Here is a 26,888-nt window from a genome sequence, read left to right on the forward strand (position 1 = left end):
ATATTTTCCTCCTAAACGTTAGGTAGCTTGTACCATTGTCCTGCCATTCCCATAAAATAAAACCCATAGCCTTGACCGCCATCAAAGAAACGAATGGACCCAGCTTGGCCCATTTTATTACGCCCTAAATTTATTCCCTGCGTTAGAATAGGTTGATTTATGAATACATCCTTTTCTGTGCTTATATCAAAGGTCTGCCCATGATCAGCTGGACCTATGTTGTTATTTACACCGCCTATAGCAATTCTATTAAACGGTTGAAGGCCATCGGCCCTTTCGGCTGCTGCTCGATCCCAGTTATACATAGATGCATATTTACCACTGTATAGCGTTACACCCGATACACAAACCGCTGTCCCTTGTCTCATGTCAGCATTTCCAGAACAAACCTTAATAATTAATGCGTGCTGTTGCGGAATATAGTTTGTTGGCACTTTGAAAGTGAAAGAGTATCTTCTGATTTCTCCATAATAGGTAGACGGTTCAGGAAAATCCATTTTTTGTTCATGCCATGTATCGTAACTTACATTGTCTCGGAATGTAACGCAGCATACTTGTAAACGCGGCTTCCCTGTTTTACGTACCCCATTTATCATTGCTGTTCTAAAATGAGCAGATAATGTGTATTCATTTCCAGGATGTATCCCATTATTCACGATTGCTTCTGGATAGTTATACATATCTACCCTTGCAGCATTTACCATTTGCTCGTAATCAAATATATGTGTATTTTTTTCTATTACGACATTGCCCCACGACTTCCAAGTAAGACCATATCCACCTTCAAATCCATAATAATCTGCATTCCCAATGTTTTTCTTTGTAACACTAGAAAAGTCAGGATCTGCTATTAGGTTTCGTCTTGATACCGCAGTTGTTTTTGTTCCCCATTCGTCTTCAAAAAGGAAGTCTAGCATTTTAACAGTTACACCGTTTTTATCGATGATAATTTTATCACCACGAACAGATATAAAGTTGGTATCAATTCCTTCAGCCGTAAGCCACTTTACAATTGTCGCTGCGTTAATAGCAAGCTTTGAAACATCAATTGTTATTTGCTCTGCCGTTTGATTGATAGAAGAGATAATATCGCCTTTTTTTACAGTACTAAGAATATTTTTCTCAGTAACTTGAACACGCCCTTCTAGCTCTTTTACATATGCATCTTTAGCATACCTACCATCAGATTGAGTTTGTGTATATACTTCTGATTTTGAAGCCTTTAAATCTAATCCTTGCTCATTGATGGTTAAACGATTATCAATCTGCGTTACCTTTTGGTTGTAGTCTGAAGTATTGACTTTATTTGAAACGTCGCTGATTAATTGCTCTTGATTCGTATAATCAAAAGGTGAAGGGTAAAAATCAGTTGACGCAATTTTCCCCGCTTGTAACGTAGGCTGCGAAATCATCAATGTTCCATTTCTTACAACATGGAAACGGAAAAACATCGAAACTGCGCTATCTGGTGCTTTGTATTCATCCGTTTGGAATTTCTTCCATGTATTGATAGGAAGGTTTGCATCTGTAATAGATGAATAAGCCGTACCAATTCGATTGCCCGCTTTATCAAAGAACTGAATTTCATACGACGCACCGCGATCCATTGCCGTTGTTCTGTACGCCCACGCGCTCGCTACGTAATAATTACCACCTACACATGGGTATCTGTCTGTATACGCTCCACGCCATGAATCAGTAGTTAAACCAGATTGTACAGTTTTTAAAACGCCATATCCTTTGTAATTTAAAGCCGGATCATGCGAAACACCTGCATGAAATCCCCAATACTTTCCGCTAGACAGAACCGCGTTTTTAATAATGTTCTCTCTTCCTGCTGCCGAAACATATCCCTGCGCTTCGTCTTTAGAAACGGTTAAAGTGATTTGATTCTTCAGTACGTTAATTTCGCTCGTATGCTCTGTGATCGTTTGTCCTTGTGACGTTAACGTGTTGCCTTGTGCAGTATTCACTTTTTCAACTTCAGTTACACGCGCCGTAATATCAGTAGATGTAGTTTCTAACGTCCCTACACGGCTTTTGACGCCTGTTAAACCAGACTCCGTATTTTCCACACGTTGAGTGATTCCGTCCACTGTTTGGATAATCTCGGATGTTTTCTTGACGAACTCGGTATTTAATGTAAGATCATCGGCATTTCGATTCCAGTCGGATGCAATCTCTCCTTCTTCGATTTGAACTTTCTTAAATCTGAAAATCTTTCCGTTTGATGCTGCATTTTTCGGAAAACGTAACCTGAAGAATAAACCCGTAATGCCCGCAGTAGTTCGGAATCTGACTTCATATCTTCTCCAATTCGAAACACAAGCAAATGTTTTTGTATTAACTTCTGTTAACGTCCCATTCGATAGATATTCAAACAATACGAAGTTCATATCGGTTGAATCCGTGTCGGCTTCGAATGATAGAACGTAATTTGTATCAGCTTTAAAACCGTACATTTCCGTTTTAGCGCTTGTTATATCCGTGAACTGATAGAAAGAGTCAGTGTAATCGTTACATACCATGTGAATATAATCGCCCACGTTTGTAACGGTTGCTTTATTCGTGAAATGTTTCGCTGCTCCTTTATGTTTTACAAACTCGTTGTTACCCGATGAATTTAACAATAAGTTAGTACCGCCGGACAATTGACGATCCATCGGCGACGGCGACCATTCGAGCGGTAAGTTTCCACGGTTTAACATGAAGTTCGACACTTCGATATCACCGTTTCGACGTAACCATATTACGATTTGCGGGTTTTTAAATGATTTCGTAACTGTAAATGTGTGTGTGACTTTTCGCCATTGTTGAACCGCCGTTCTAGTAACATACAGGTTCGATACGAAAGGCTTGTTAGAATCCGTTGTATCCTGTAATTCTACTGCAAATTGATCATCATTAAGATTTGCTGCTGCTGAATTCCATTTAATGAAGAATGAAATAGAAATCTGCTCGCCTACTTGACCGCTTTTCGGGATTAGATCGATCAATTGTTGTTTAACCCCGATATATTGATCAGTAGCAGCGCCCGCATTTGCGATTTTTAAAACTGATCCTAAATCAGGATTTTGCGGAACAGTTATTTTTGCTTTAGCGGTTGAATTATTGTAGTCCCAATCCATAAGACCGCGATCAAAACTTGAATTTCGAATAACGTTACCGCCACCCGATGTGAACGCATCTTTTGATGATGGTTTGTAACTAGAAACGATATTTCCTTCTTCCAGTTGATAAGCTGCATATTCGAACCTAGTTGCTCCAATTTCCGTAGCCGTGTTGATCGGTTCGAAACGTAAACGATCATCGGACGTACTGATCCATTTGAAAGTATGTGTTACTCGTTGCCATGCAGCGCCCACGTTTGCAACTGTTTTCCCGTTGTCTGTAGCTGATCCACAGTAGAACTTCACATCGACTTTCTTGTCACTATTCGGGCTAACTACTCGCATATACATGCTGAATGTGTAGTCCGTTTGTAACTTCTGTACTCCTTGATCTCGTAAATATGCGGTTAAATATTCAAGCCCGCTCCATGCTTCAGTTGACGACCAAACACTCGTATCGAGATATTTTTCAGCAGTTTTTGTATTGCCTGTTATTGCCCAGAAAGGCGTTTCATTATCCTTTGATCTGATCAGCAAGTTTTCAACGCCGAATTTCATCCCGTCTACTTTTCCAGTCACTTCAGAAACGCTCGTGCTGATTTTACCTACTTCAACCTTTAACTCACTTGCTTCTTTCTTTACGTTGACCATATCACCCTCTAAACCTGCGACTTTTCCGTTTGTCGTGTTTAGTTTACCGTCAACCGTAGTAACTTTTCCATCGACTGTTGATAATTCCGTTTTAGTTGCGCTTAGTGTGATATCTTTCGCGTTTTGGTTAATTTGCGTTTGTTGGTTCTCAAATTTCTGTAAAACACCCTGCTGATCCGTTGTATATTTACTATTAGAAACCTTACCATTTAAAGCCGTGTCAACGTCTGTTTTTGTGTAGGTGTCTGCTTTGTTTGCTTTACCTTCCATTTGCTGATTAAGCCAATTAATATCGACTAAATCCTCCATATCGCCTTTGATCTTGTCTAACTCGCCATTAACCCAAGTTTGCACATCTTGTTCAAGTTGTTTGGTATCTGGAACGATTGCTTCCCACGTTGTGCCATTCCACTTTTTCAAAATTCCTGGCTTTCCTTTTGAGATATCCAGCCACAATGATTTTCCTGCAACTAGTCCCGTTGTCGGTGCATTAGTGCTTTCTATTATGACTGTTTGCCAGGTTGCAGAATCCTTATTAATTTGATCCGCTAACGCCTTTGCATATTCTGCATCCTCTTTCGCTTTTTGTGCTGCTCTATCAGCTAGATCAGCGTCAATTATCGCTTGTGCTGCGTCTGCTTCAGCTTTTTCGGCGATTAATTTCAATTGATCAACATAATCTTGTGTTGCTTTTCCACCTAGTTGCGATACCAATTGTTTATAATAACGACGCCATTCTTCAGACTGATCAACAAGTTCACGATAGTCTCCAAACACATATTTATCTTGTGAAGGATCAGTAAATGACTCATCACCAGCAATTGCGCGTGCTTCTAAATAAAGTTTCGGTGTAAATCCAGTATCTTTAATCCGGATTGTATCGCCTTCATTAATTAATTCGTGCGCCAATCCGAATACTCGTCCAATACTTTGCGCTTCAACTTCATAGGAAACGGATGTGTTTATTCGTTTTTTAAATTCGGTTTTCATAAGTGTCATAAGTCGTTCTGGAGACATATTCTGATCTTCTGTTTCAGGAGTATAGAAACCAAATTTATGTTTCCCTTGCTCATTCCACCGTTGGAAAGCGTCGCTATCTGTAATATAAGGCAGTCCGTTATTTATACTCTCAACAGTAATAATTTTATCGCCTTCACCTTTAACAAACCCTACTAAAGCTGTACAAATATCTCGTGAATGTTCGATTCGTCTTACACCGACTAAATCCTTACCTAAAGCGACTTCTTTACCGGTTTCTTGTCCACGTCTCTTTATCATATCAACGTACCAACCGGTAATCTGAGAGCCAACCACTTCTACACGATATTGAATTTCTAAATTGAATAACGAAGCGATTTTATTTAAAAATGTAAGAGGATCTATAATTTCATCGACTGTCATTGTATGGAAGCCCGCATATTCCGTTCTACCGCGTTTCCACTTCATACCTATCAGGGCCATATCGATAAACTCATTTACGGTCTTACTTTCTATACGTTGCGGCATTATATAGCCGTTTTTTGCTATTTGGACCCATGCCCCAGAAGCGTGTACAGTAAGTGACTTATCATTTGAATCTTTTTCAACCTCATTATTTATTACATAGGGAATAATACGACCATCACGTACTTCTTTTAGGATTAAGTTTTGTTGTTGCAAGGTAATTGCATGAGATGTCCCATTAAATGTTTTGAACTCTAATGTATCAATGTTATTTTTTATCTCCCAATGTCGTTTATCATCCCAATAGTCTTTTGGTTGTATATTGGAAACGATTTGACTTGTTTTAAAATCAACAATATGTAAAATCCCACTTGGCGTTCTCATCTAAATCGCTCCTTATATGTTACTTTGGCTATTCCGACGGTTGAAGGCATGATTTCTAATTTATTAGAACCTTTATTAATAACTGGATAATCACTAAATATATCTTTTAGATTAATAGCACTCTTACCATTTATAGTAACAATACTTCTCTCTGTATCAATGGCTACTTTATCCCCAACATCGAAAATATATGGTGGGGTATCTTGTGTATTCATATTGACTTTCCATATTTTCAAATCATCGATACTCATTTGCGAACAAAACATGTTGTTAGAGAACTGTGATATACTGATTTGTACTTGAGCGACTTTATTCATATTGACATTATTCTCGTCTATCCAAACTACAAATCGTTCCGAGTCATCAATCTCCGTACCTAATATAAACTTAGAAATATACGCTTCCCATCTATTACCGGTCCTAGCGAGCCATAATCGCCCTCTAAAATTAGTCCAAGTATCTGGATGATCTCCATGTTCATTAATTAAAACTTGCCCACCAGGTTTCTTACTGTTACCCACACTAGCAAATCCACTGTTTTGCTCTGCCTCCCATTGGACATCACTCATTGATATACGGGCTACATAATCGCTATTTTCATCAAGAAGACCGATTTCCACACGACCCATTTGATCCCAATGATAACTATTAATGTGTACATAAGCTTGCATGATAAAATCCTGTAAAGGTCCTTGCGGAATATTCTTTTTGGCTATGCAACCATGCCATCCTTTTACTGTAGGTTCACCTAGATACTCGGCCATAAAACGGTATCCATCCGATTTAAACTTTCCTCCACCAGTCATATCTTCTGTTTTAGGAACATCCGTCCATCCTATGGTTGTCCCCATTTCGTCCCATAACACACGTTGATTTCTTTCCACTGGAACCTGGTCTGCTTTTAATGGATATCCAATGCGAAAATAATTCGTTCCATTCCATACATCAAGAAATGTAGAAGGTTTTGTCACTTCAACCTCTATAATTGGATTGGATTCTACACTTCCTTTGTTTTGAACATTTGCTATTAACCCACGCCCATCCATTTCAAATTCTAATGTTTTAGTAGGCCCTAACTTATATGGCATTGGGCAAATTATTGAAATAGTTGCTTGGTGAATATTAGATTTTTCAAGCTTTTCTTCGACTGACTCTTTAATTCCGTAGTAGATTAATTCCGGCTCGTCTGTGAACGATATTTCCACAGGCTCATCCGTATCTAACAAACCATTTAGTTCGTCTATCCGTTTTCTTAATTCAAAAAGAGAGACTCCCTTAAGAGAGAAGTCTACCTCTATAACTCTCTCAGGAGTCCTTTTACCTAAATAGTATGAGCCTGGACGGTGGGGTGCCGCTAACTTATTAACCTCATCGCTCAAAATCCCTCGACCTCTTATATCGTTAACCATAAAGAATCCCTGTTCATATTTCTTCCCGAAGTATTCTTCTAAATTTATCCCGTTAAAAACTAACAATCTACCGCCCTCCTTTAAATACCTCTCTACGTCTTTTAACCGCTTCTTGCTCGCCAGTAATATCGTCAACGAATCTCGCAAACTCTTGTTTACCGAGTTGGACGTTAATATACGCTGGTTGCTTATCTCTTGACGTTGGATTATCGTATTGACTCGGCTTATACATGCTTGGCGTTGGTTTAGCTGATTGATACGCACCTAACCCGCTTACTCCTCTCGGTATGGAAGCACCTGTATCCACCGCTAACATTTCCGGCTTCATCCAGTCCGCCATCTGTTGCGTCGTACGTTGCACCGAACTTTTCATTCCGTCAACACCGTTAATCCAACCCTGCATCATGTTTACGCCGATCATGTCGCGCATCCAACGCGAAGGAGAATGAATCGAAAATAGTCCGGTAAGCTTGTCCTTAATACCGTTACCAATATCGGCAACCTTATCCCAAATCGCGCTCGCCATTGATGTAATACCTTTTAATAAACCTTCCATGATGTTTTTACCAATATCCATTAGGTTAATCCCTTTTAAGAACGAGATGATCTTATTCCATATGTTCGAGATTGTATTAGACATCGCGTCTAAGATACTAGACGTTGCGGAACTAGCTGCATTCCAACCCGCAGAAATGATATTTCCAACTGCTGAAATTACTGATGAAATTACATTACGAATTCCATCAAATATAGATTTGACTACATTCCATACCGCATTTAATACGCTAGAGAAAATAGATTGGACTAAATTCAACCCGTTACGTACGATTACACCTATTAAGGAAATCGCTCCATCGATAATGCTTTTAATCAACGACATTACATTTGACGTAATTCCCTTAACCGCATCCCATGCGCCACTCCAATCACCTTTCAATATAGACGTAAATAGTTTGATAATGTTCGTGATGATGCCGATAACAGATTTAATAATACCCATTACCGCTGGGAATACGGCCTGCACGATTTGTAAAATGAATTGAATTGCTGGAATTAATACGCCTTTAATAATCTCGGCTGCACCTTGTAACAATGCTGAAATTATAGGAATTACAGCCTGAATAATTGCTTGAATTACCGGAAAGACCTCTTGCACCGCTTGTAAGATAAGCGGAACTACAGTCGTCGCAACTATCGTTATAATCTCCCCGAACAATTTAATAATTTCTATGATTATAGGAATAGCCGTCTCGATAATCGATTGAATTATAGGAAATACCTCTTGAACAACCGTAAGTATGACCGGTATCATCTCTTGCGCTACAATTACAAGAATTTCACCGAAAGTTTTTATAAGCATTACCCATACACCAACCGATGTTTGAATAACGTTTAATATCGCAGGAAACACTTCTTGTGCCACTTGTGAAAGCATCGGCATTACTTCAGCCGCTAATTCTGCAAACATCTGAGATAACTCCTGGACTACTTGCGTAATTGCAGGCATGATTTCAATCGTTGTATCAGCGAATAGTTTCATTAGATCCGTAACCATAGGCATGATTAATTGAATGTTTTCTCCGAATAGCTTAAATAAATCCATTGCTACCGGCATTACTTGTTTTACGACGTCTCCAAAGAGACTCATGATAGTCGAACCTAACTCGCCAAACGCTGCGCCTAACTCTGCAAATGCTGGCTGTAGCGATGCGAAACTTTCCATGATGACTTGACCGGTCTTTTGAAACTCCGGCGCTAAAGGCGCGAATGCATCGATAAAGCCTTGCGCTAGCGAAGTAATTATCGGCATAATTACAGAAGCAACCGTACTAAATACACTTTGAATTGATTCCCACGCTGACATTAACGCTGCTTTTGCCTGATCATTCGTATTCACAAGTTTAAAAATCGTAGCACCTAATGAAGCGACAATAGCGATTACCCAACCGATAGGACCAGACACACCTAAAAACGATAACCCTAAACGTACGATTAATGGCGTTAATGTAGCGATTGTGTTACCGATTGATGAGAACGATGCTTTTATAAAATCTACAACTGGTGAAATCGCTGCTCCCATACCCGAAAACTTAGCGGTTAATCCTTCAATAGCTGAACCGAAAGCTCCACTTATACTCTGACCGATACCGCTTAGCTTAGCGGTTACGGAACTAAAAAAAGTACCTATCGCAACGCCCATCGCTGTAAATTTAGCGGGGATTGTTGCAAGATACGCACCAAATGAGTCAAATGCCGCTTTCATAGATTCTACGGCTGATATAGTTGTAGTTTTAATCGATTCCCAAGCACTATTTACTGCGTTACGGAATGTTTCGTTGTGTTTGTATAGTTGGACAAGTGCTGTTCCTAGTAAAGAGATAATAGCAATAGTTGCACCAATTGGTCCGGTTAGAAAAGCAAATGCTGCACGTAGAGCGACCATTGAGGCGCTTGCTAATTTTGCAATCATTGCACTTTCGCCTAACCACTTCACAAGCATTCCGAAAGCCCCTATAGTGCTTCCTATAGCGCTAATAATTAGTCCCAACACAGCCATAAACACAGTAAATGCCGCAACAGCTGTAATCACTGTCGCGATAGCCGTTCTCATTGTCGGTGATAAGCCATTGAACCAGTCTGCTAATGTTTTAATCTTATCAGCTACAACTGAAATCGCTGGAGCTAAAGCATCCGTAAATGCACGAGCTGCTACATCGATTGACGATTGCATTTTAACTATCGCACCAGCCCAACCTTCAAGCATCGAGTCCGCTGCTTTTTTCGAAGCGCCGTCTGATTTAATAAGAGATTGCGTTAATTTATCGATTTTCTCCGGACCTGCTGAAACAAGCGCCATCATACCAGAAACAGCTTCTGTACCGAATATCGTAGCTAACGCCGCACCTTTTTGAGCGCTTGTCATTCCGTTCATACCTTTTTGTAATTCACCGATAATTTGAGAGAGTGACTTCATATTACCGCTACTATCAGTCGTAGTAACGCCTAATTCTTTCAGCATATTTGCCGCTGCTTTCGGCGGTTTGACTAAACGGAGCATTGCCGATCTTAACGCTGTACCGGCCGTCTCACCTTTGATACCAGCATTAGACATGATACCGACGGATGCTGCAAGTTCTTCCATAGAGATACCTAATTGTGCTGCCGGACCTGCTGCGTACTTAAATGCGTATTGCATATCGTACACACCTGCGGCGGTTGCATTTGCTGCTTGAGCAAGGACGTCCGCTACGTGCCCACTATCCTTCGCTTCCATACTAAATGCGTTTAATGCGGAAGTTATCGTATCGGCTACCATACCTAGGTCTTCACCGGATGCTGCTGCTGCTGATAGAACACCTGGTAACGCGGCTGTAGATTGTGTTGCGTCAAATCCTTTCGCCCCTAGTTCCGCATACGCCGCCGCTACTTGTCCAGTTGAATATACGGAGCTAGTCGCCATTTCTAAGATATCTTTCTTAACTTGTCCATACGCACCGCCTGTAAGTACGGCCGCTTTTCTCGTTTGTTGCTCGAATTCCATCGAGTTTTTAATCATACTTCCGAAAGCTTTACCGGAAGCATAAGCGAGTGGTGCAAACGCCGTCGTCATGTTTTGTCCAACTGATTGTATCCTACGTCCCATTTCTTGTGCTTGATTACCTACATTTTGAAACGTCCGTTGCCAACCTGACATATCAGGCGGTGGCGGAGGTGCGGGTCTAGGTATCGGTGGTATTGTCGGCATAGTTGGTGCCGGTATATTTATCGGTTGACTTACTGCTTGCTGAAAATTGCGCCAAAGTTGTGTCGCTTGTGTCAAACTACTCCTTAAAGACGATATATCCGCTAGAAGTTGTACCTCTACTCTGTTTTGACTAATAACTATTCACCACCCTTTCCGTTTTGACGTAACGCCCGTTCGATATCATCGAATAAAGACTCATTGGCGTGAATTTTTTTCGTAAGTTGCTCACGCTCTTTTTCTCTCGCTTCTAACATTCGAGCATTTTCAGGACGCTTGTATATGTCATCTAAACTCTTAACCTTATCACTTTGTGCATTTCGGTAAAACAAAGCTTGAACACTAGCAATTTCATAGGTATCTAGTAGACGCTCGCGGTATCCGGTAAGCATAATGTGGTATTCTTTAATACTTAACTGTTTCGATTCAAGCGTTGACATTCCGAAATATCGAAAACAATCGGCCTGTAAATCATCAATGTTTATTCGTACAGACTCTCGAACGCTTTCTTCTGATCCTCGCCCATGCTCGCTAGTAATTTGTTCACTGTTTTCTTGAAGAAAAAACTATTTAGAACTACCGCCTTATTTACTTTTAAGATGTCATCAAAAGATAACTCCTCAGACAGTAATTGACGTTCAATTTCTTCCTCAATATCTTTTCGTGTAATACCTTCTCCTGTATGGATCAACGCGTAATAAATTACATCAACGAAATCTTCAAGACCGCCTTGCATCGCTTTTTGGACAAACTCAAAAGGACCGCCGTTTCCATCGATTAATTTAATTGCTTCAAATCCGTATTTCAGTTCATGTTCTTTCCCTTTTACTTCAAAACGTGTATATGTTTTAGTCATCTATAAAAACCTCCGTTAATTTTTATTTTTGAAATTTAAAAAGACGAGCAATTAAGCCCGTCCTATCTATGCGCTAGGTTTATCCGCGATATCTCCGTCAGGAGCGCCTGGTGGAACCGTTGTGATCTTACCTACGGACAACCCGCCGTTTAATTTTGCTTCGATAGAGTACTTCGAGAACTCTTCGTTTTCGTGCGATAGTTCCACACTGCTTAACATGAACGTACCACTCTTCGATTTGTACTCACCTGCTTTCGCACTACGTAAAGAAACTTCGTGAATTTTAACGAGTTTTTTATTTGTAATTGCTTCTTCGATGTAGTCTAACGCTTCGTCACCTTCTGTACTCACGCCCTCAATAGATACTGATTGCGTTACATCGCCATAATCTGAACCGCTTTTATCTTTCGTCTTCAACTCGATTTCGCCCGCTTCGATAGAGCGTGAGCCTGACGTCTGGTTAAATAGTCGAACTGTTTTACTAGCGCCTTCTGTTTGTGGAATATCGATTAAATATAACGTTTCTTTACCCTTAAATTCCGGTGAGCCTGCCATTTAATTTCCTCCCTAGTTTCGTATAGTTATCGTGATAAAACTGCGGTGTTTCGCCGTTACTTGCGTCCCATCTTCCTGAGGAATTGGTTCGAACGACGAAACTTCCGCATATAAAAAACCGACTAGCGTAGGTGCCTTCGAACTTGTGTCGTACAAGTCGATAGGTCGCCTTTCTAGTCGGTCGATGATTCTATCTTGTAATTCGTTTCGGTTTGATACTGTATCGGAATACACTCCGATTTGTATTAGATGGTTTCGTGCGTAATTATCCTTTGAATACCTGTCTATTGTTCCCGTTAAAGATTCAATCGTTAGAAACGGTTTTGATTTTCCGGTTAGAGAAACACCGTCATATACCCAAATAGTAGGTGCGAATTCATCTAATGATTTCTTCAGCGAATACATTACGTCATTTACTGTATACATCGTTATAAACCTCTCGCTGTTCGTTGTACCGTTTTTTCCAAGTCAGAAACTAACGGTTGCTCGCCTTCGAACATTGTCTTACGCATGAATCCTTTTTTCGTTTTATGTGTGTATTCTTGAACGGCTGCATATTCGACTTCTGATCCGTAAGACCATCCCGTTTTATCTCCGTTGAAAGCTTTCACACTTGGTGGAATACTTCCCGCTAAATTACCCGATTCAACAGGTGCTCTGTTAGAAGCTGTGTTCGCTTGTAGCCTCGCATGTTTCTCTACTGTATTAGCAACTGGTGTTTTGTATCGATCAGGATTAGCCATGCGGTAAATATCTCCCATACCTTTAATCCTCGTGCTGACTTTCATTAAACCACCCTCTTTACGACTACTTCTCGACGGTTAATTCCGCCTAGTCCTCGTTCGTCAACAAGCATGATTACGTATTTGATGTCGTTTCTTTCAAGGTACTCGACGTTATTCAAATCGATATCGAGTCGGAAAGTAACGAGTGCTTCACCTTCTTTTACGTCAGTACCTGCGAATTTTACGTTGTCTTCAAGCGTGAATTTCTTCCAAACAACTTGCACAGCTTCTTGCGTATCTTCACCGTGAATCTCTTCGCCTGTAATTGGATCTGTTTCCCTTATACCTTTTCGCCATAAGATAATCGGTTCACGGCGATTTTCTTCGATTAATTCACGATTGGCTCGAATCTGTTCGATGTCTTTTTCAGTTAACACTCGTTACTCCTCCTCTCCGATAATGTAATTTAAACGAGATGAACATTGTGGATGTGGGCTGATTAGTTGAGCTAGCAAACTCTCAGGGATCTTTTTCGGATAACTGCCAGGACCTAGTCCGTAAGCGTCACGTCTAGCTAACTTGTAACACATATGCTTCGAGTGGTATCTGTGACGGTGTCCGTTATCGATAATCTTGTAACCTGTAACAATATCACTTTCGTTACCGTTATATATCGTAGCTGCTCGGTGTGTATTGTTACTCTCCGTAATCGCTACACGTTCGATTTTCCACTTCTCGTTATCGTGTACTTCTCGTATTTTCTGAGAGATTAAACTTACACTTTCACCTTTTAATACAGCCGGTCTTATAACCTTTGTTAACTCTGCACGCATATCACCTGCTAGATTCCACACTCGGTCAGAAAGGATTAAACCATCCTCACCTCTACGCTTTAACATGCCCCTCACAATTTGCTGATTTACGGAATCTAAATTCGTTACGCCAAGATTAGTTTCTGCAAGTCTAGAAGTCGTCCATTTCGCTGTATCATCGATTACTTTTTCGAATGACGCTCCTGCTTTCTTGCGAAACTCTTTTTCGTAATAGTCTAAATCCCGTAACAAAGCGTTTAATCTACCTCGCTTAATTACACCGTCTTTTTGATAGTCGTTAATTAAGTCCAATAAAAAAAGACGGATTAGCATAATTGCGCCTACCGTCTCTTCTACTTGTTTTTCGTTTTCTTTTTCGTATTGCTTCGATATTTTACCAAGTGCTTTGTCAAATTCTTGCTGTAAATCGCTCATGGACGATCAACTCGTTTTGCAATTCGAAAGCTAGAACCTGTATCGTCATATTCTGTTCGTTTACTGCGCCATAGGTCATAATAGTGTTGCGCCAAGTCACGATAATTCTTCGACACACTAGATTTATCTACGCTTTCTTCACCGTCTGTATATTTAAACGAAGATGCTTCGACTGTTGCTTTCGCCATTAAATCAACATAGCGATAATAGAACGTAACTAATTGCGCTTGTTTCTCGTTTAGAACGGTTAGCGACGAAAAGCCATTCGCGATTAATGCTTCTTCGAATAACGAATCGTCGGCTTGCAACCGTTGTTTCAATTCTTCTACGCTAATAAAACCTTCCGTCGCCATAGCCGTCACCTCTTTTATTCTTCCTTAGGTTTTGTACTACGCTTGCGTGTAGCGGGCTTTTTCGGTGCTGACTCGCCTTTTTCACCCGAAACTGCTTGCGTTTCAATAATTTCGACGTAACCAATCGACGCTAAGTAAGACGCCGATTTTTCGTCGATTTCGATTTGTGAGCCGATACCGTGACCGTCCACGATACCGCCCACTACTTTAACTTTAGTCATTATTCAGCCGCTACGTCAGCGTGGAATAATAACGATGGTTTTTCAACGATTGGGAAACCTGCTGCCGCTACACGAAGTACAGATTCGATTGGCTCGAATTTATCATAAGCGCGTAAATCAATACCTGGTTTGTAGTCATTTTCTACGGTTGGACCATATACGAAATTACCAAGTCCTTGAGCAACGAATACGACACGATACTTAGGCATGAACTCGATTACTTCGTCTTGTCCTGTGTAAACGTTACGTACTGTAACCTTGCGTTGTTCTACGATTTGAATTGGCGGTAAACCATAACCATCTAAAACATCGTTAACTTCCGCAACTGAAATGCGTGCAGCCCCGTCTTTCGCTACACCACGAGCTTCAGCGATAATCCCTTTATTCTTTTGTAATAGTGCTTGTGTCTCACGAGTCATTAAGATAACATCAGCTTTTTTCCCATTCGTATCAACGTATTTATCGTTCCACTCGATTAAGTTTCCTAAAGCATCGGCATCAACGTTAGTCCATGCGTTCGTACCAGTTAAAGCAACTTTATGTTCATTTGGGATACCATAGTCAACTACAATTTTCACGCCATTTTTGTTGTAATCAAATTTACCTTTGGTAATAGCCTCTAATTTCGCAATATCAACACGACGTTGTAATGCTTTTACTAAGTCAGCCCCTTTAACGATTAACTTTTCAATCATCGCTTTGTGTTCGGCGTCAGAACGTGACTGATTTAACGCAAGTAATTCTTCCTCTGTAGCGATATACTTAAGTCCCATTTTTGCAAGTTCGCCCATTTTAGAAGCAACTGCATCACGGTCAACTACTGGTGGCTCTGCACCGTAACCAATCATAGCTGCAATATGGTTGGTTTTCTTAATTACATCGTAAGCAAACGTTGTAGAAAAGATTTGATCATTTGGTAAGAAACGGTCCGCCAACGACGGTGCGTCTTGTTTTTCCTTCTCCAATGCATCAACCAATCCGCGAAGTGCGGGCTTTTTAAATTCCTTTAATTCTGCAATACCTGCCATTTATATTCCTCCTCAATTTTCCGTAAAAATTTATAATAAAAAGCCGCTTTATTAGCGACTTGACTAGATGTGTTTTACGTATCGAATTAGTGGCGTTTCTTTTTTGAATGTTTCTGTAACACCAACAAGTTTTGATTCGTATACTGACCCCCGAACAATTACTTGACCAACTACCCCGTCATTCTTGCCATCGCAATCCCAATCAATATCAAGAATTGCAAACTCATCGAATCCAGTTGGTAGCGCTCCTTCTGAACCGTCTTTATAAGGTTCAAACTTACCTGTAGTTATGTTACGAGCAATAGCCGTACCACACTCAACGTATTTTGCACCGAATTTAGTAGCGTCTAATGTCGCTCCCCCTTCGATATACTGCAAGTGTTCACTCGCTAAAATGTTTTTACCACTTTTAAACGGTTGTTCTGTAAATTTCGGTGTGTAAACTGGCATTAATATTCCTCCTCAATTTTTCTTATAATTTACCGTCGGCTTTTAGTTTCGCGTATAAATCGCGGCCGACGTCTGCTAAATCCTTCGGTTCTGGATTGCCTCTTCTTGGATTACCAGGTGAAGGATCGGCGCCACTCCCTAAAGGTAAAACTACTGATTTTACGGACTCTAGTGATTGCTTTAATTCTTCGTCCGATTCGCCTTTTAACAGGTCTTTGACTAAAGCAATTTGTTCCGGCGCGTAATTTGCCGCTGCTAAAATTGCTTCTTTCTTTGCATCTATTGTTTTTGCCTTTTGTTCTTCTACTTGTTGTTGTAAGTTTTCATAAAGCGCTTTGTACTTCTCTTGTTCCTCTAGTTTCTTACGTTCTGCTTCCTGGCGCTCTTTTTCCGCCTTTTCATCAGCTTCAGCCTTCGCTTTTGCCAATGCTTCGTCAATCATACGCTGAACATCTTCGTCAGTATGTTTTTGTTTAGGTGGCTCAGGCGGCGTTGGCGGGTCTTGTGGACCGCCAGGTTCAGGATCTGAAAAGTGTTGCAAATTCCCTAGACGTAATCTGAATGACGCTTTCTTTTGATCAATTAATCTCATTTATTCACTACCTCCATACGGATCAGTTTTTTGTATTCGAAGTTGCTGCTCGTTTGAAATCTCCTGTTTCTTAGCTGTGATGTTTTCTACACCTAAACGATTCATCGCTCCGGCAATAGATTCAAATCCTGCGGACGTTTCTTCTGTAAGTAACTCGACTAATTCCTTACGATTATCTGGTAAAGGAAGAACAAATCGAATCTCATTGTCGTAGTTATCACCGATTGCTTTCACTACTTCTCGGTCGTATCCGAATTTTTGACGGTCAACCCTTGCTTGTAAGTATCGGATTGTCTTTTCATGTAATTCTTCTAAACGCGGTCCCCATGATAACCAATGCTCTTCAGTTTCTTGAATAATATCGTGGAACAATACGTGCAATGTTTCGCTATTTAATCCCCCAAAGTTCATTTCAGAAGGTACGATTTGTGGTAACGAGGTGATTTCGTGCAATGCTCCTTTTACCCTTGCGTATTGATCTTTAAATGCCTCTTTCCAACGAAAGCCACCTTCAACTTTCTTAATATCAGGATTCAATCCGTTCATCCCACCTTTTGCTTCGAGCACTGCACCAGGTGCGATTCGCATCTTATCGGCAGTTCCATCAGGTACGTTAAACAAAGCCGTCATCGAGAACATTTCAAATTTAAGTGAATCAAGTGCATCTTCATTCATACGATTTAATACGTCCGTTTGCTCTTTCATATCGTCAACTTCCGTGTTATTTGCTTCAGAGGCACTCAAATCATTTACCGGAAACAATACTACTGGAATGAAGTCGATACCCATTGCCTTTCTAGGTTGAATTTCCTTGACAACTTTCAGGGTTTTATCGTAATAAGCTTCTTCCAAGTAGCATTGTCCTTCTTCGAGACTAAACGTTTGTTTATAGATAACTTCCTCATTGTTTAGACTTTTAAAGTTAACAAAGTGTACCGCTTCTAATTCGTCATAGTCATCGTCTGAATAAATCGGGATTACTTCCGTATCCGGGCGGAAAACCCACTTGATTTTACCGTTAGTCGGGTTAAAAGCGATTTTACAAGCGACTCTACCGACGATTAAGCGATCACGTGCTGCTTGAATCAGCTTTTCACGCATCTTATTTTCTTTCCATATCTTGTATAACAATTTTTCGTAATTGTCTGCTCGTTGGTTTTCAACCATTTGCGCTTCAGACGGCTTATAGTCCATCTGTAACATTTCTTCGATTGAATCAATTCGCATTGGCGATACAGAAATTCCGTGCTTACCCGCCATTTGCCAACGTGCTTTCTCATTAATCATGACTTTAAAGTAATTCGTAGCGTAACGCGTCGGGTCATAATCTAATCCATCAGGACGTGATAGTTCTCTAGCCTTTACAAGTTGTCCGGTATTAGGATCAACGTGTTGTTTTCCGTCATAATATTCGTAGTAACGAATTTGTCTATTGATTCGGCCCCAGGTTTCTTTTCCGATAGCTTGTTGCCATGGGGAAAATAATAATTCGTCCATATCAGTCGGATTTAATATGTTGTAATCTGCCATAGGTAGATTCATAAGTTACCTCCTTTCTATCTCATTCTTTTTTTAGTCGTCCTTACTACTACGTTACTACTGATACCTGTTGAAACCGCCATGTGCAGAGCATCCGGCCCGTCATCATGATTATGATTCGGATACATTTCTAACATTTCGAGAAGCAAACGCTGATCTCGTTTAAATCGAATACGCCCCGCTTGAATGTCCGGTAATAACGATTCAATACGTAAGGCCTTACGTGTTCTTTGTTTGATTTGTTTCATACGAGTAGCCGACGGATAGCCAGATTGTTGTAGTGCTTGAGATAGCTTGTCCGCAAACCATTCTTGCGCTTGCTGTGCCTCTACTGCAATGCCCGAATATTGATACTGAAGCGATTTCTCTACTGCTTTTTGTAATAAGATATCGGGATGCACACGCTCAATAAACGTGTCAACGACATAAAAAATACCGTTAGATGAACGTCCAACGGTCAAAATAACGGAATAATCGCCTTTTTCTTTGCCCATGGCGAAGTCTATCCCGCAAAAATATTCTAATTGCTTGTTTTCTATATCCTTATCAGTCCAGTACGTGAAATATTCGGGTTTGAATACTTGCGACTCCTCATCGACAGGGTTTCCAAGGTATTCTTGGTTGAATGCTCGAGCACCCATCGATTCACGTTTTTCCATGAAATATTTATAATCATATGCTTGTGGCCATAGTACTTTTGTACCACGTAGCATCTCTTCTTTATTTGCTTCGTAAAAGACGTTGGCTTGATCTACTGCGTCTTTTTCGTCTGCATTGTAGAGCTTTCGCCACTCTTCCCATAAATCTTCCCGCTCTGACCACGATAAAATAGCCGGGAATTTACGTGATATAAAATCTTTACGCTTAGTTAGTACGTGGTTCAGCAACGAATCATAATGAACGATAGTTCCCATATAAACGCAAATACCACCGAAACCCAGCGCTTCAATCATCTCTGAACGGAACCAATGCAAGTTTTTCGCTCGCAACTCCGGAGTATTCGTATTTTCTCCGCTTTCTAAGTCATCAAGGATAAATAGGCCTGGGCGCTCAGATAAATGACGCAAACCACGCATCTGAGTCCCGATACCTTTCGCTTCAACTTTTGTACCAGTAGACGTAATAAATTCATATTTGTTATCGACTTCATTCATAGACGGCTTTGGATGTAATATTCCACCGAAATCCTCACGTAGTTTTTCGTTAAACTTAAGCTGGTTTACCGTCCATTTAATGAAATCACCTGCTACGTCTGTAGTTTCGGAAACTTCTACGATATATTTCTGTAATCGATAAACTACTTGGTGACACAAATAAGAATTCGAAAGGTAAGCGGTTTTAGCATGACGTCGTCCTACCGACCAACCTACGTTACTTTTCGTTACTCCTTCAGTGATATCGTCAAGTAAAGAACAAAGCGTTACGTGGAAATCAGCTGCGTTTTCTAACGTCTGTCCCGCCGGAATTAAATTCGATTCGTTATCAGGGTTTAATTCATCGGAAAAGTATTCGTAAGTAAAGCGTAGTACGTCGTGCTCGCAATCGTGCACTCGTTGTAACTTTTCTAATTCATCCTCCAACACTTCCCATTGTGTGAGATCGTGCTCTAACAAATCGCCTTTTAAAGCGAGTCTTTCATATTCTTTTCGTAATAATAAACGATCATTTATCGCTTGTTGGCGTTCTTTTCTAGCCAACCATTTACCGTCAAGCCACGCCATTATTGCTCGCCGCCTGTACGTTCTTTCAATCGAGCAAGACGTTCTTCCATTGTTAAACCGCCGTCTGATGATTCTGTTTTAACTTCTTGCTTATCAACCAGTAAACCGCCGAATTTGTAGAATAACTCGATACCTTTCATCGAACCTTGTCCTTTTAGCGTCATATCGAGATGTTTCTGCATTACGTCAGGTAAATGTGACATAAAAGCGTCCGAAGAAAGTAGATTGACGTAATCGATAAAATTACTATCTCGATGTCGCCACGTATAAAGTTGGCGCGTGCTGATGTTCGATTTCTCCGCGATTTCTTCGAGATTTAATCGAACTTGTCCGTTTTCTTTTGCTCTCGCTAATTCCTCTGGATCATCAATTGTATTTGCTTTCGGTAAGAACTTATTAATTGATAGTAAAGCAGCCGCCGTGATTTGTTCGCGAGTGAGTTGTGTTTCTAGGCGTCGTTTTTTATCGCTCATGTAACGTCCTCCTTTCCGTTTTAAGCACAAAAAACGTAGACAAAACTCTAACGTTTCGACTACGTAAATTAATTGTAGTGTATTTGTATTCGTAATAGATTACGCTTATAGATTCCGAGTAAGTTATCGGGCGCTTTCGTTAGACCCGAGGTTTTAAAATTTGCAAGAAATCGTTCGGGACCTGCACGCCGTCGTTCATTTCGAACGCCCCCGGGCTATTTAACCCGCTTCTTTTTATGCATTATTTCATTCATTGTTAGTTTACATAATTCACGTTATATGAAGTAATCGACTCGGTTACAATTACGTATAAACCGTGTCATATCAACGTTCGTACTACTTACCGTAACTGCATACTATTTATATCGTTTATGCATAGATTACAAACGTTGATATCATGCGGTTTATTCATCGAGTGAATAAAGGAATAATGAATACGTTATACAACATCAGGGTCGATGTTTTCGAGACGTCTCCGTCGTGAAGGCATCGACTGGTAATTCGGAAATACGTAGCGTCCTGTTGACGCAATATTAACTGAGTTTCTTCCTATTATATATAACGTAAATGTACCGTTTTATATTAGCTTCCGATAAACGTAATACCACACCGATAGTAATCCATTTAATAGGCTCAGTTTGGACCGTATATTATCGTTAAATGAACGTATTATATTACGCCTATAATAACGTTAGTAAAAAGATAAAATACATAAGACCTTGCGTCCGCCTTTTCCGCTTTGCTCCAAAGTCGTCTGCTACTACTCTTTAATTAATTCACCGATAAAGTATTTATTATCGATAATTTATTTAATAAGTATAGTAGCGACGAGTGGAGGCGATAGCCGGAATCGAAGTCGCAAGGTCTTATCTTTTATCCTTTTATTACGTATTAATTACGCAACAAGATAAAGAGAAGAAATCCACCTAAATCTACCTCTATCCGTTGTGGCTCTAAGGCTCAAGGCGATTTCAATAGGTATCGTTTTCGTCACACGTTATGGGGTAATAGGTATCGTTTTCGTCACACGAGAAATTCGATAGGTTCCTTTTCGGTCACCTATGTTGTCAAAACGATACCTATTTTCGTAGTTTCGCTAACTCCTCGAACTGTTTACGAATAATTCTCGTATACTCATCTTCGCTATCTTTACGGAACATAATATCGGGGTGCACTAAATACGTCTCTGAACGATGTGCTCTTTGTTGCATAATGACGCCTGCATTCCGTAAATGTACCATTAACCTCGATACTGTTTCCGGTTCATGTCCGATCTCACTCGCAAGTCCATCACGATTCAAATGCTTGATTTCCTTAGCGTCCTGTTCATTCGGATTGCTACATAAGTAATACGTTTGAAAATGAAAGAACGGTAGAATCTTATACAGTAAACCGACTTCATTTAAATCGAGATCAGCTACGATTTCTTGCGTTTTCACCTGGTAGAGTTTCGTAAATGACTCGCCATCCTTAACGTCGCCCATCGTATGAAAATTAGCACTGATAGAATAAACGTTGCTACGCCCTTCTTTTAAAACGTGAATAACGCTTAACTTCTCTAAGCGAGTCAATATCTTAGTAGTAGCGACTTTACCACGCTTAAATATGCGCTGGATGTCCATCTGTTTTAACGGCTTTCCATTCTTAATTAATTTACCGTCACTCTTAAAACGTAAAAAAGGCAAGAGCTTTATAATCGCTCCTGCCTCTGTTAATGTTAAACCCGTAATGATTTCTCGGATAGGGTCGTGGTAACTCGCTACCCAATTCTTACCTCGTGATAATAAACGATACTGTTCTTTTTCAATAGCACGTTTATATCCTTCGGCTTGCTTACGGTTAACTAAACTATATTCTTGTGTACGGTCTTCACCGGTAGTTACATCGATAATTCTTAAAGGAGTCATTAGTTACCCACCGCTTTCTGCGCTTCCTCTAATTCTCGAAGTGCTTTCGTTGCGGCTTTCGCTTCTCTTTGAATCGTTTTTAAACCTTTAATTGCTTCTGAAGCGTCTAATTCTACATTAATTTGTAAACTGTTTCGTGCGTTTAATTCGCGTGATTTATTATCCGCCATTTAATCGACTCCTTTTAGTTATAAGTACGAAGGGTGGAATTCACATTCGTTTCCCTACTAGAACCTATATCGTGGAATAACCGCTTGGTCTGTAGTAAACTTCCGTATATTTGGAAGCCGAATAATATTCCACGAGGGGTTCATAACGTATAGGTAGCTAACGAGGTAAAAATTAGTAGTGTTCGATAAAATTCACTTAATAAAATAAAAAAAAAATAACCGCCATCTCTGGCGGCTTCACTCGTCTTCATTCGTAGAATTATACGGCTGGTACTTCTCCCGTAATACCTCTAACTCCTTACGTTTCTCCTCGACATCTGCACGTAAAAACAAACTAACCTTGTCCAACTTTTTCACAGGCTTAATTTTCCCCTGCTTAATTAACTGACTCATACGCGCACGTGTAATGCCTAATATTTCGATGGCTTCGGGAGCCGTAAGAACTTCATTACGTATGAAGCCCTCGACTTCCTCGCGTGATTTTAAATCGTATCTCACTTGCTTTTACCTCCCACTAAATCCTTAACGACTACTACGATTGTTATTACTATCGCGATCATCGTTATTACATCGGTAAATGTATTCTGCCACATTTGACGGATTCCAATAACAGCGAAACACATTAATATTAACGAAAATACGAACGTTTTGTTATTCTTTTTCATTTTGTAACTAGACGTGTTATAATTTTATTGAGAAGCGAGCGACCAACTCGCTTCCCCTTGCTTAGTTCTTCGGTTATCTTACTCGTCGTCTTTTTTCGAAGCTTGCGCGACAACCCAAGCGATTGAAACGATGAAGTAGATAACTTGAAGAACTTTTATCATATCGTCTAGCATTTTCTCACCTCCTTATACTTATATTATACCAAACCTATTAACATATGTAAAGTGATTAAAGAAAATAAATTGGATTAAATTACAAAAAAAGCACCTAAAATAGGCGCCTTTTTAAATATGTGGTACTCTTTATGAATAATGTCTTTTCTTAAAAACCAAAGTACCTCAACGATTCTACCTTTACGTAGATAATTTCATTAACTTTTACAGCCTGATTACCAACTAGAATAAACTCATTTTCATTGTCTTGATTTTCTAAGAACTCTATTAATTCCGTTTGTATTTGCTCTTCTTTATCTTTCTCAGCTAAATCAATACGGCCTTCTAATTCAATATCCCTCTTTGTGCTTATGTAAATGTGGTATTGCATCTGTGGGTTTTCCGCTTGTTTAAGTGAAATTACATCTGTTAACTTTTTCATTTTTATTTCCCCCTTAATATTTAAAATCTGAATTATCAGCATCTTGATATTACTATACAATTCTAACATATGAATAAGCCATAAAAAAGACCACCATATAGGTAGGTAGCCTTCATCAGTTCTTATTTCTATTTTATACATTCAACATACTTTATCTTGTGAGTATCAATACACATATTACCTTTCGTTTCATGAGCATTTAATATGAAATATCTACCAGAAAAGAACGTCTTACACCACTCTGCAAAACTATCTTCACCAGAATACGTAAGTGTTTTCGAAGTATTATCTTCAAAAGCTATTTTTATTTGCATACGACTAGCTCCCTTCCATTATATACCCTAACCGCTTGCACTCTCGTAAACTCGCGATATACCTTACGTCTCTCCTCATTCCTAGACTTCGCTTCTCTATCGATTTGCCACGTCTCTTTTCTCGTACGCTTCCTCCGCACCGGAGGCTTGTAGTTTCGACGGTCGACGCCGTACTCCTCCGCTACTTTCATCGATACTTCTCCGCTATGTCTTCTCGACAACTGATGATCGCTCATAATCGGATATTCTTCTCGAGTCATTTTATCGGGATGTGTATCGTGCAACTCCTCGTATAGCAACAAATCTGCTAAACGTTCGATTTGTTTCGGTTCAGGTCGTTCTCCCACCGCTTCCACATAAGCGTCTGTGAGCGATTTAATTTCTTCCGCACGTACATCTCTATTACTAATCGCGCTAGAATCACTTTCTCGGAGAGTGGTAATTAGCGTATTTACGTACGTTTCAAACTGCGTTTTGTAATCCCCGTTGATATTGAAGATGTATTTTGTATACTTCGTTTGTTCCTCCATTAAACAACCGCCTTCCTTTCCGTACTTACTACCGTCAATTTATAACCCTCGTCTTCCCAACCCCATCGTTCAAACACTGCCGCTATCTTTTGCGTTAACAACCGCTTATACAAGTTAACCGTCGGTGCCGTGATCCCCATCTCGACCGCAACTTGCGTTTGTTTCATATCCTCGAAATATACTAATCGCAAGACTTGACGCTGCCTATCCGTCAAGTCCGCTTTTGAGATTGCCGTCTCTAAATCGATTAGTATATCGCAGGCTGCATAATCACCGTTAAATCTACGTTCATACATATACGGTAAATGCCGTAGTAATAAATCAATTGATTTCGGGTTGTCTAATGCATAGTTTTGTTCAATACGACGATGTGCCGCTTCGTTATCGTATTTGCTTACGCCCATGTACCCACGCTCCTTTTATAGATTTAATTCCGCAGCAAACTCACCCATATCAAATCCGACTAATTCCTTACCGCTAGGAAATACGGTTACAGGTGCGCTCATGTACCCTTTGTCTGCTAGCCAGGCTGTATGTGCCGGGTCTTCGTCGATATTACGAGTTTCATAAGTTACTCCTGCGGCGTTTAACGCCCACTTTACTTGGTCGCAGTTTGGACATGCGTTCTTTGTGTAAATGATTACGTTGGTCATTTCGATTCCTCCATCGCTTTCGATTTGTACTCATTTCTCTTTTGCTCAATAGTCATTGTCTTACCGCCTAAATAACGCTTTGCTTTTTTAATGAACGTTATGAGCCCCTTAGTTCTTCCTTCGTATCTTAACGATTGTTTCCATCTGTAGTGACGCATCGCTTACTCCTCCTCGTTTTTTTTTCATCTTGCCTTACACGTCTATATACAAGTGAGACTCTCAATCTCCACACTCTTTATAAAAATTCCTTATAAAAACTTCCTGATACCAGCAAGAGCTTCCGCCATATTCTCTCTACTACTTACTGTCTGCACTCCGATATCTTTCATAACCTCATCGAACTGACCGTACAACTGAATTAACTCACCGTTATTATTAATCTCATAATCTACTTCGAAAGTATCGATATGATTTTCCGTTTCATGCTCCAAATCCGCTTCGGTAAATACATCGCCTTCAGCTTTCGCCCTGTCAATACGTAAGTCATCCGATGCACTTACTCGGATAAGTGTAAAACCTTCGTCCTTAAGACGTTGATACTCATTCGGCTGTCTCACTCCGTTTACTAACACTTTTGGCTTGTGATTCACTTTGTTTAACGAATCCTCGAAACAATATTTGTGTACGTTACCCATCGTTATCTTTACCCAAATATCCGGATCAATCTCCCGTAACCACTGTCCGAACTTTTGATAATAAGCGCGAGGTTTCGGGTCGCGTGGGATATGCGGAAACAGTCGATGGAACTCGTCCTTTAGTACAGTTGAGAAGTCGAATTCTTTAAAGCCATATAACATCCAGGCGTAATGAGATAACTCCGTTTTACCACTTCGGGCCTTGCCCGTAATAGCGATTTTCTTAGCGTTACATAACACCATTCCCACGCCCTTTCGCAATTCTTTCGATGAAGTCTTTGAGTGATTCCGTATTTGATATGTTTAAGTTTTCGATATTAATCGTAATAGGTGTAGCATTACGTTCTTCCACTGATTCCTTTAACTCGTCTATCTTTTCGTCAAGGAATACGATATCTTCACGCACTAAGTCTAGTTGTTCGTCTAATGCGTTTACACCACCAACAGCTTTCGATGCGTCACTACGTGCGGACTCAGCCATTTGTGAGAACGTTAGGATATTGCGGTGATTTTCTTCAGTTCGTTCTTCTAGGCGTATTAGTTTTCGGGATAGTTGTTCGGCTTCTTGTTCAATTGACTTTTCGATGGATTCTACGACTATAAATTCATCATTATAGATGAAACCATCTATGTTTCCTATAGCTGAACAAGCGGCTACCTTAACACCTCTACTCCGTACTTCATCTATCACTAAAGCATCGCCATCCTCGTATTTACCAAAAGAATCTTCAGCGTTAACAATTAACACCGTATCTCCAACTTCTGGCTCTTTCGCTAACTCACGATATCTCTTTCCGTCAACCTCGTAAATATTTCCGTCTTTACTTTCGATTTTAATTACGTCTGCCATATTAACGCCCTCCTTAGTGTATTTAGCCGATTAGATATAAAACGATGAACAACAACGTTGGAAACTGGAT

At 40.1% G+C, this 26,888-nt stretch carries 29 protein-coding genes; all 29 read right to left on the reverse strand.

From position 1 onward, the window contains the following. Positions 1-11 precede the first annotated feature (11 nt). Positions 12-5,588: a phage tail spike protein gene (locus tag MHB52_RS18055; protein WP_061663297.1), complete on the reverse strand. Its 5,577-nt coding sequence runs from the start codon at positions 5,586-5,588 to the stop codon at positions 12-14. After that, entirely contained in the window at positions 5,585-7,063 is a 1,479-nt protein-coding gene (locus MHB52_RS18060; RefSeq protein WP_340767755.1) for a distal tail protein Dit, read from the reverse strand. Before MHB52_RS18060 ends, MHB52_RS18055 begins: the two co-directional genes overlap by 4 nt. A 1-nt stretch (position 7,064) precedes the next feature. Continuing rightward, entirely contained in the window at positions 7,065-10,817 is a 3,753-nt protein-coding gene (locus MHB52_RS18065; RefSeq protein WP_340767756.1) for a phage tail tape measure protein, read from the reverse strand. A gap of 62 nt (positions 10,818-10,879) precedes the next feature. Continuing rightward, positions 10,880-11,179, reverse strand: coding sequence for a hypothetical protein (locus MHB52_RS18070; protein ID WP_016123145.1), 300 nt, complete (start codon positions 11,177-11,179; stop codon positions 10,880-10,882). Positions 11,180-11,220: 41 nt separating this feature from the next. Then, positions 11,221-11,595, reverse strand: a complete 375-nt coding sequence (locus MHB52_RS18075) for a tail assembly chaperone (protein WP_061664030.1) — start codon at positions 11,593-11,595, stop codon at positions 11,221-11,223. Between the two features lie 66 nt (positions 11,596-11,661). Beyond that, on the reverse strand, positions 11,662-12,150 hold the full coding sequence (locus tag MHB52_RS18080; RefSeq protein ID WP_000919092.1) for a phage major tail protein, TP901-1 family: 489 nt from the start codon (positions 12,148-12,150) through the stop codon (positions 11,662-11,664). Between the two features lie 12 nt (positions 12,151-12,162). Further along, positions 12,163-12,576: a hypothetical protein gene (locus MHB52_RS18085; protein ID WP_061664031.1), complete on the reverse strand. Its 414-nt coding sequence runs from the start codon at positions 12,574-12,576 to the stop codon at positions 12,163-12,165. 2 nt (positions 12,577-12,578) lie between these two features. Beyond that, a complete protein-coding gene (locus tag MHB52_RS18090; RefSeq protein WP_061664032.1) occupies positions 12,579-12,938 on the reverse strand; it encodes a hypothetical protein in 360 nt (119 codons plus the stop codon). Further along, positions 12,938-13,312, reverse strand: coding sequence for a hypothetical protein (locus MHB52_RS18095; protein ID WP_061664033.1), 375 nt, complete (start codon positions 13,310-13,312; stop codon positions 12,938-12,940). The genes MHB52_RS18090 and MHB52_RS18095 overlap by 1 nt, the downstream gene beginning before the upstream one ends. A 3-nt stretch (positions 13,313-13,315) precedes the next feature. Next, the gene (locus MHB52_RS18100) at positions 13,316-14,122 is read right to left on the reverse strand and encodes a hypothetical protein (RefSeq protein ID WP_061664034.1); all 807 of its coding nucleotides are present in this window, start codon (positions 14,120-14,122) and stop codon (positions 13,316-13,318) included. Beyond that, positions 14,119-14,475, reverse strand: a complete 357-nt coding sequence (locus MHB52_RS18105) for a hypothetical protein (protein WP_061664035.1) — start codon at positions 14,473-14,475, stop codon at positions 14,119-14,121. The genes MHB52_RS18100 and MHB52_RS18105 overlap by 4 nt, the downstream gene beginning before the upstream one ends. A gap of 14 nt (positions 14,476-14,489) precedes the next feature. Continuing rightward, complete coding sequence (locus tag MHB52_RS18110; protein ID WP_061664036.1) at positions 14,490-14,696, reverse strand: hypothetical protein; 207 nt, start codon at positions 14,694-14,696, stop codon at positions 14,490-14,492. Further along, on the reverse strand, positions 14,696-15,724 hold the full coding sequence (locus MHB52_RS18115; protein WP_061664037.1) for a major capsid protein: 1,029 nt from the start codon (positions 15,722-15,724) through the stop codon (positions 14,696-14,698). The genes MHB52_RS18110 and MHB52_RS18115 overlap by 1 nt, the downstream gene beginning before the upstream one ends. 63 nt (positions 15,725-15,787) lie before the next feature. After that, a complete protein-coding gene (locus MHB52_RS18120; RefSeq protein ID WP_061664038.1) occupies positions 15,788-16,174 on the reverse strand; it encodes a hypothetical protein in 387 nt (128 codons plus the stop codon). Between the two features lie 22 nt (positions 16,175-16,196). Beyond that, positions 16,197-16,766, reverse strand: a complete 570-nt coding sequence (locus tag MHB52_RS18125; RefSeq protein ID WP_061664039.1) for a hypothetical protein — start codon at positions 16,764-16,766, stop codon at positions 16,197-16,199. Continuing rightward, positions 16,767-18,308, reverse strand: coding sequence for a phage portal protein (locus MHB52_RS18130; protein WP_061664040.1), 1,542 nt, complete (start codon positions 18,306-18,308; stop codon positions 16,767-16,769). A 14-nt stretch (positions 18,309-18,322) separates the two neighbouring features. Then, entirely contained in the window at positions 18,323-20,026 is a 1,704-nt protein-coding gene (terL, locus tag MHB52_RS18135; protein ID WP_061664041.1) for a phage terminase large subunit, read from the reverse strand. Further along, complete coding sequence (locus tag MHB52_RS18140; RefSeq protein WP_242071510.1) at positions 20,026-20,529, reverse strand: phBC6A51 family helix-turn-helix protein; 504 nt, start codon at positions 20,527-20,529, stop codon at positions 20,026-20,028. Before MHB52_RS18140 ends, terL begins: the two co-directional genes overlap by 1 nt. 1,049 nt (positions 20,530-21,578) lie before the next feature. Further along, a complete protein-coding gene (locus tag MHB52_RS18145; RefSeq protein WP_061664043.1) occupies positions 21,579-22,406 on the reverse strand; it encodes a hypothetical protein in 828 nt (275 codons plus the stop codon). After that, positions 22,406-22,576: a hypothetical protein gene (locus MHB52_RS18150; RefSeq protein ID WP_172797030.1), complete on the reverse strand. Its 171-nt coding sequence runs from the start codon at positions 22,574-22,576 to the stop codon at positions 22,406-22,408. Before MHB52_RS18150 ends, MHB52_RS18145 begins: the two co-directional genes overlap by 1 nt. A 237-nt stretch (positions 22,577-22,813) precedes the next feature. Next, entirely contained in the window at positions 22,814-23,074 is a 261-nt protein-coding gene (locus tag MHB52_RS18155) for a helix-turn-helix domain-containing protein (protein ID WP_061664044.1), read from the reverse strand. A gap of 489 nt (positions 23,075-23,563) precedes the next feature. After that, positions 23,564-23,836: a hypothetical protein gene (locus MHB52_RS18160; RefSeq protein ID WP_061664045.1), complete on the reverse strand. Its 273-nt coding sequence runs from the start codon at positions 23,834-23,836 to the stop codon at positions 23,564-23,566. Positions 23,837-23,964: 128 nt separating this feature from the next. Next, a complete protein-coding gene (locus MHB52_RS18165; RefSeq protein ID WP_061664046.1) occupies positions 23,965-24,150 on the reverse strand; it encodes a hypothetical protein in 186 nt (61 codons plus the stop codon). Beyond that, positions 24,141-24,680 (reverse strand): hypothetical protein, encoded by a 540-nt coding sequence (locus tag MHB52_RS18170; protein ID WP_061664047.1) that lies wholly within the window; start codon positions 24,678-24,680, stop codon positions 24,141-24,143. Before MHB52_RS18170 ends, MHB52_RS18165 begins: the two co-directional genes overlap by 10 nt. Then, entirely contained in the window at positions 24,680-25,084 is a 405-nt protein-coding gene (locus tag MHB52_RS18175; RefSeq protein WP_061664048.1) for a sigma factor-like helix-turn-helix DNA-binding protein, read from the reverse strand. Before MHB52_RS18175 ends, MHB52_RS18170 begins: the two co-directional genes overlap by 1 nt. A gap of 15 nt (positions 25,085-25,099) precedes the next feature. Next, entirely contained in the window at positions 25,100-25,333 is a 234-nt protein-coding gene (locus MHB52_RS18180; protein ID WP_061664049.1) for a glutaredoxin family protein, read from the reverse strand. Next, complete coding sequence (locus MHB52_RS18185) at positions 25,330-25,491, reverse strand: hypothetical protein (protein WP_172797031.1); 162 nt, start codon at positions 25,489-25,491, stop codon at positions 25,330-25,332. Before MHB52_RS18185 ends, MHB52_RS18180 begins: the two co-directional genes overlap by 4 nt. Positions 25,492-25,581: 90 nt before the next feature. Beyond that, complete coding sequence (locus tag MHB52_RS18190) at positions 25,582-26,208, reverse strand: AAA family ATPase (RefSeq protein WP_061664081.1); 627 nt, start codon at positions 26,206-26,208, stop codon at positions 25,582-25,584. Continuing rightward, a complete protein-coding gene (locus MHB52_RS18195; protein ID WP_061664050.1) occupies positions 26,198-26,818 on the reverse strand; it encodes a hypothetical protein in 621 nt (206 codons plus the stop codon). Before MHB52_RS18195 ends, MHB52_RS18190 begins: the two co-directional genes overlap by 11 nt. Positions 26,819-26,888: the final 70 nt, after the last annotated feature.

Source organism: Bacillus sp. FSL K6-0073 (assembly GCF_038006085.1).
In the GTDB taxonomy this organism is placed as follows: Bacteria; Bacillota; Bacilli; order Bacillales; family Bacillaceae_G; genus Bacillus_A; species Bacillus_A cereus.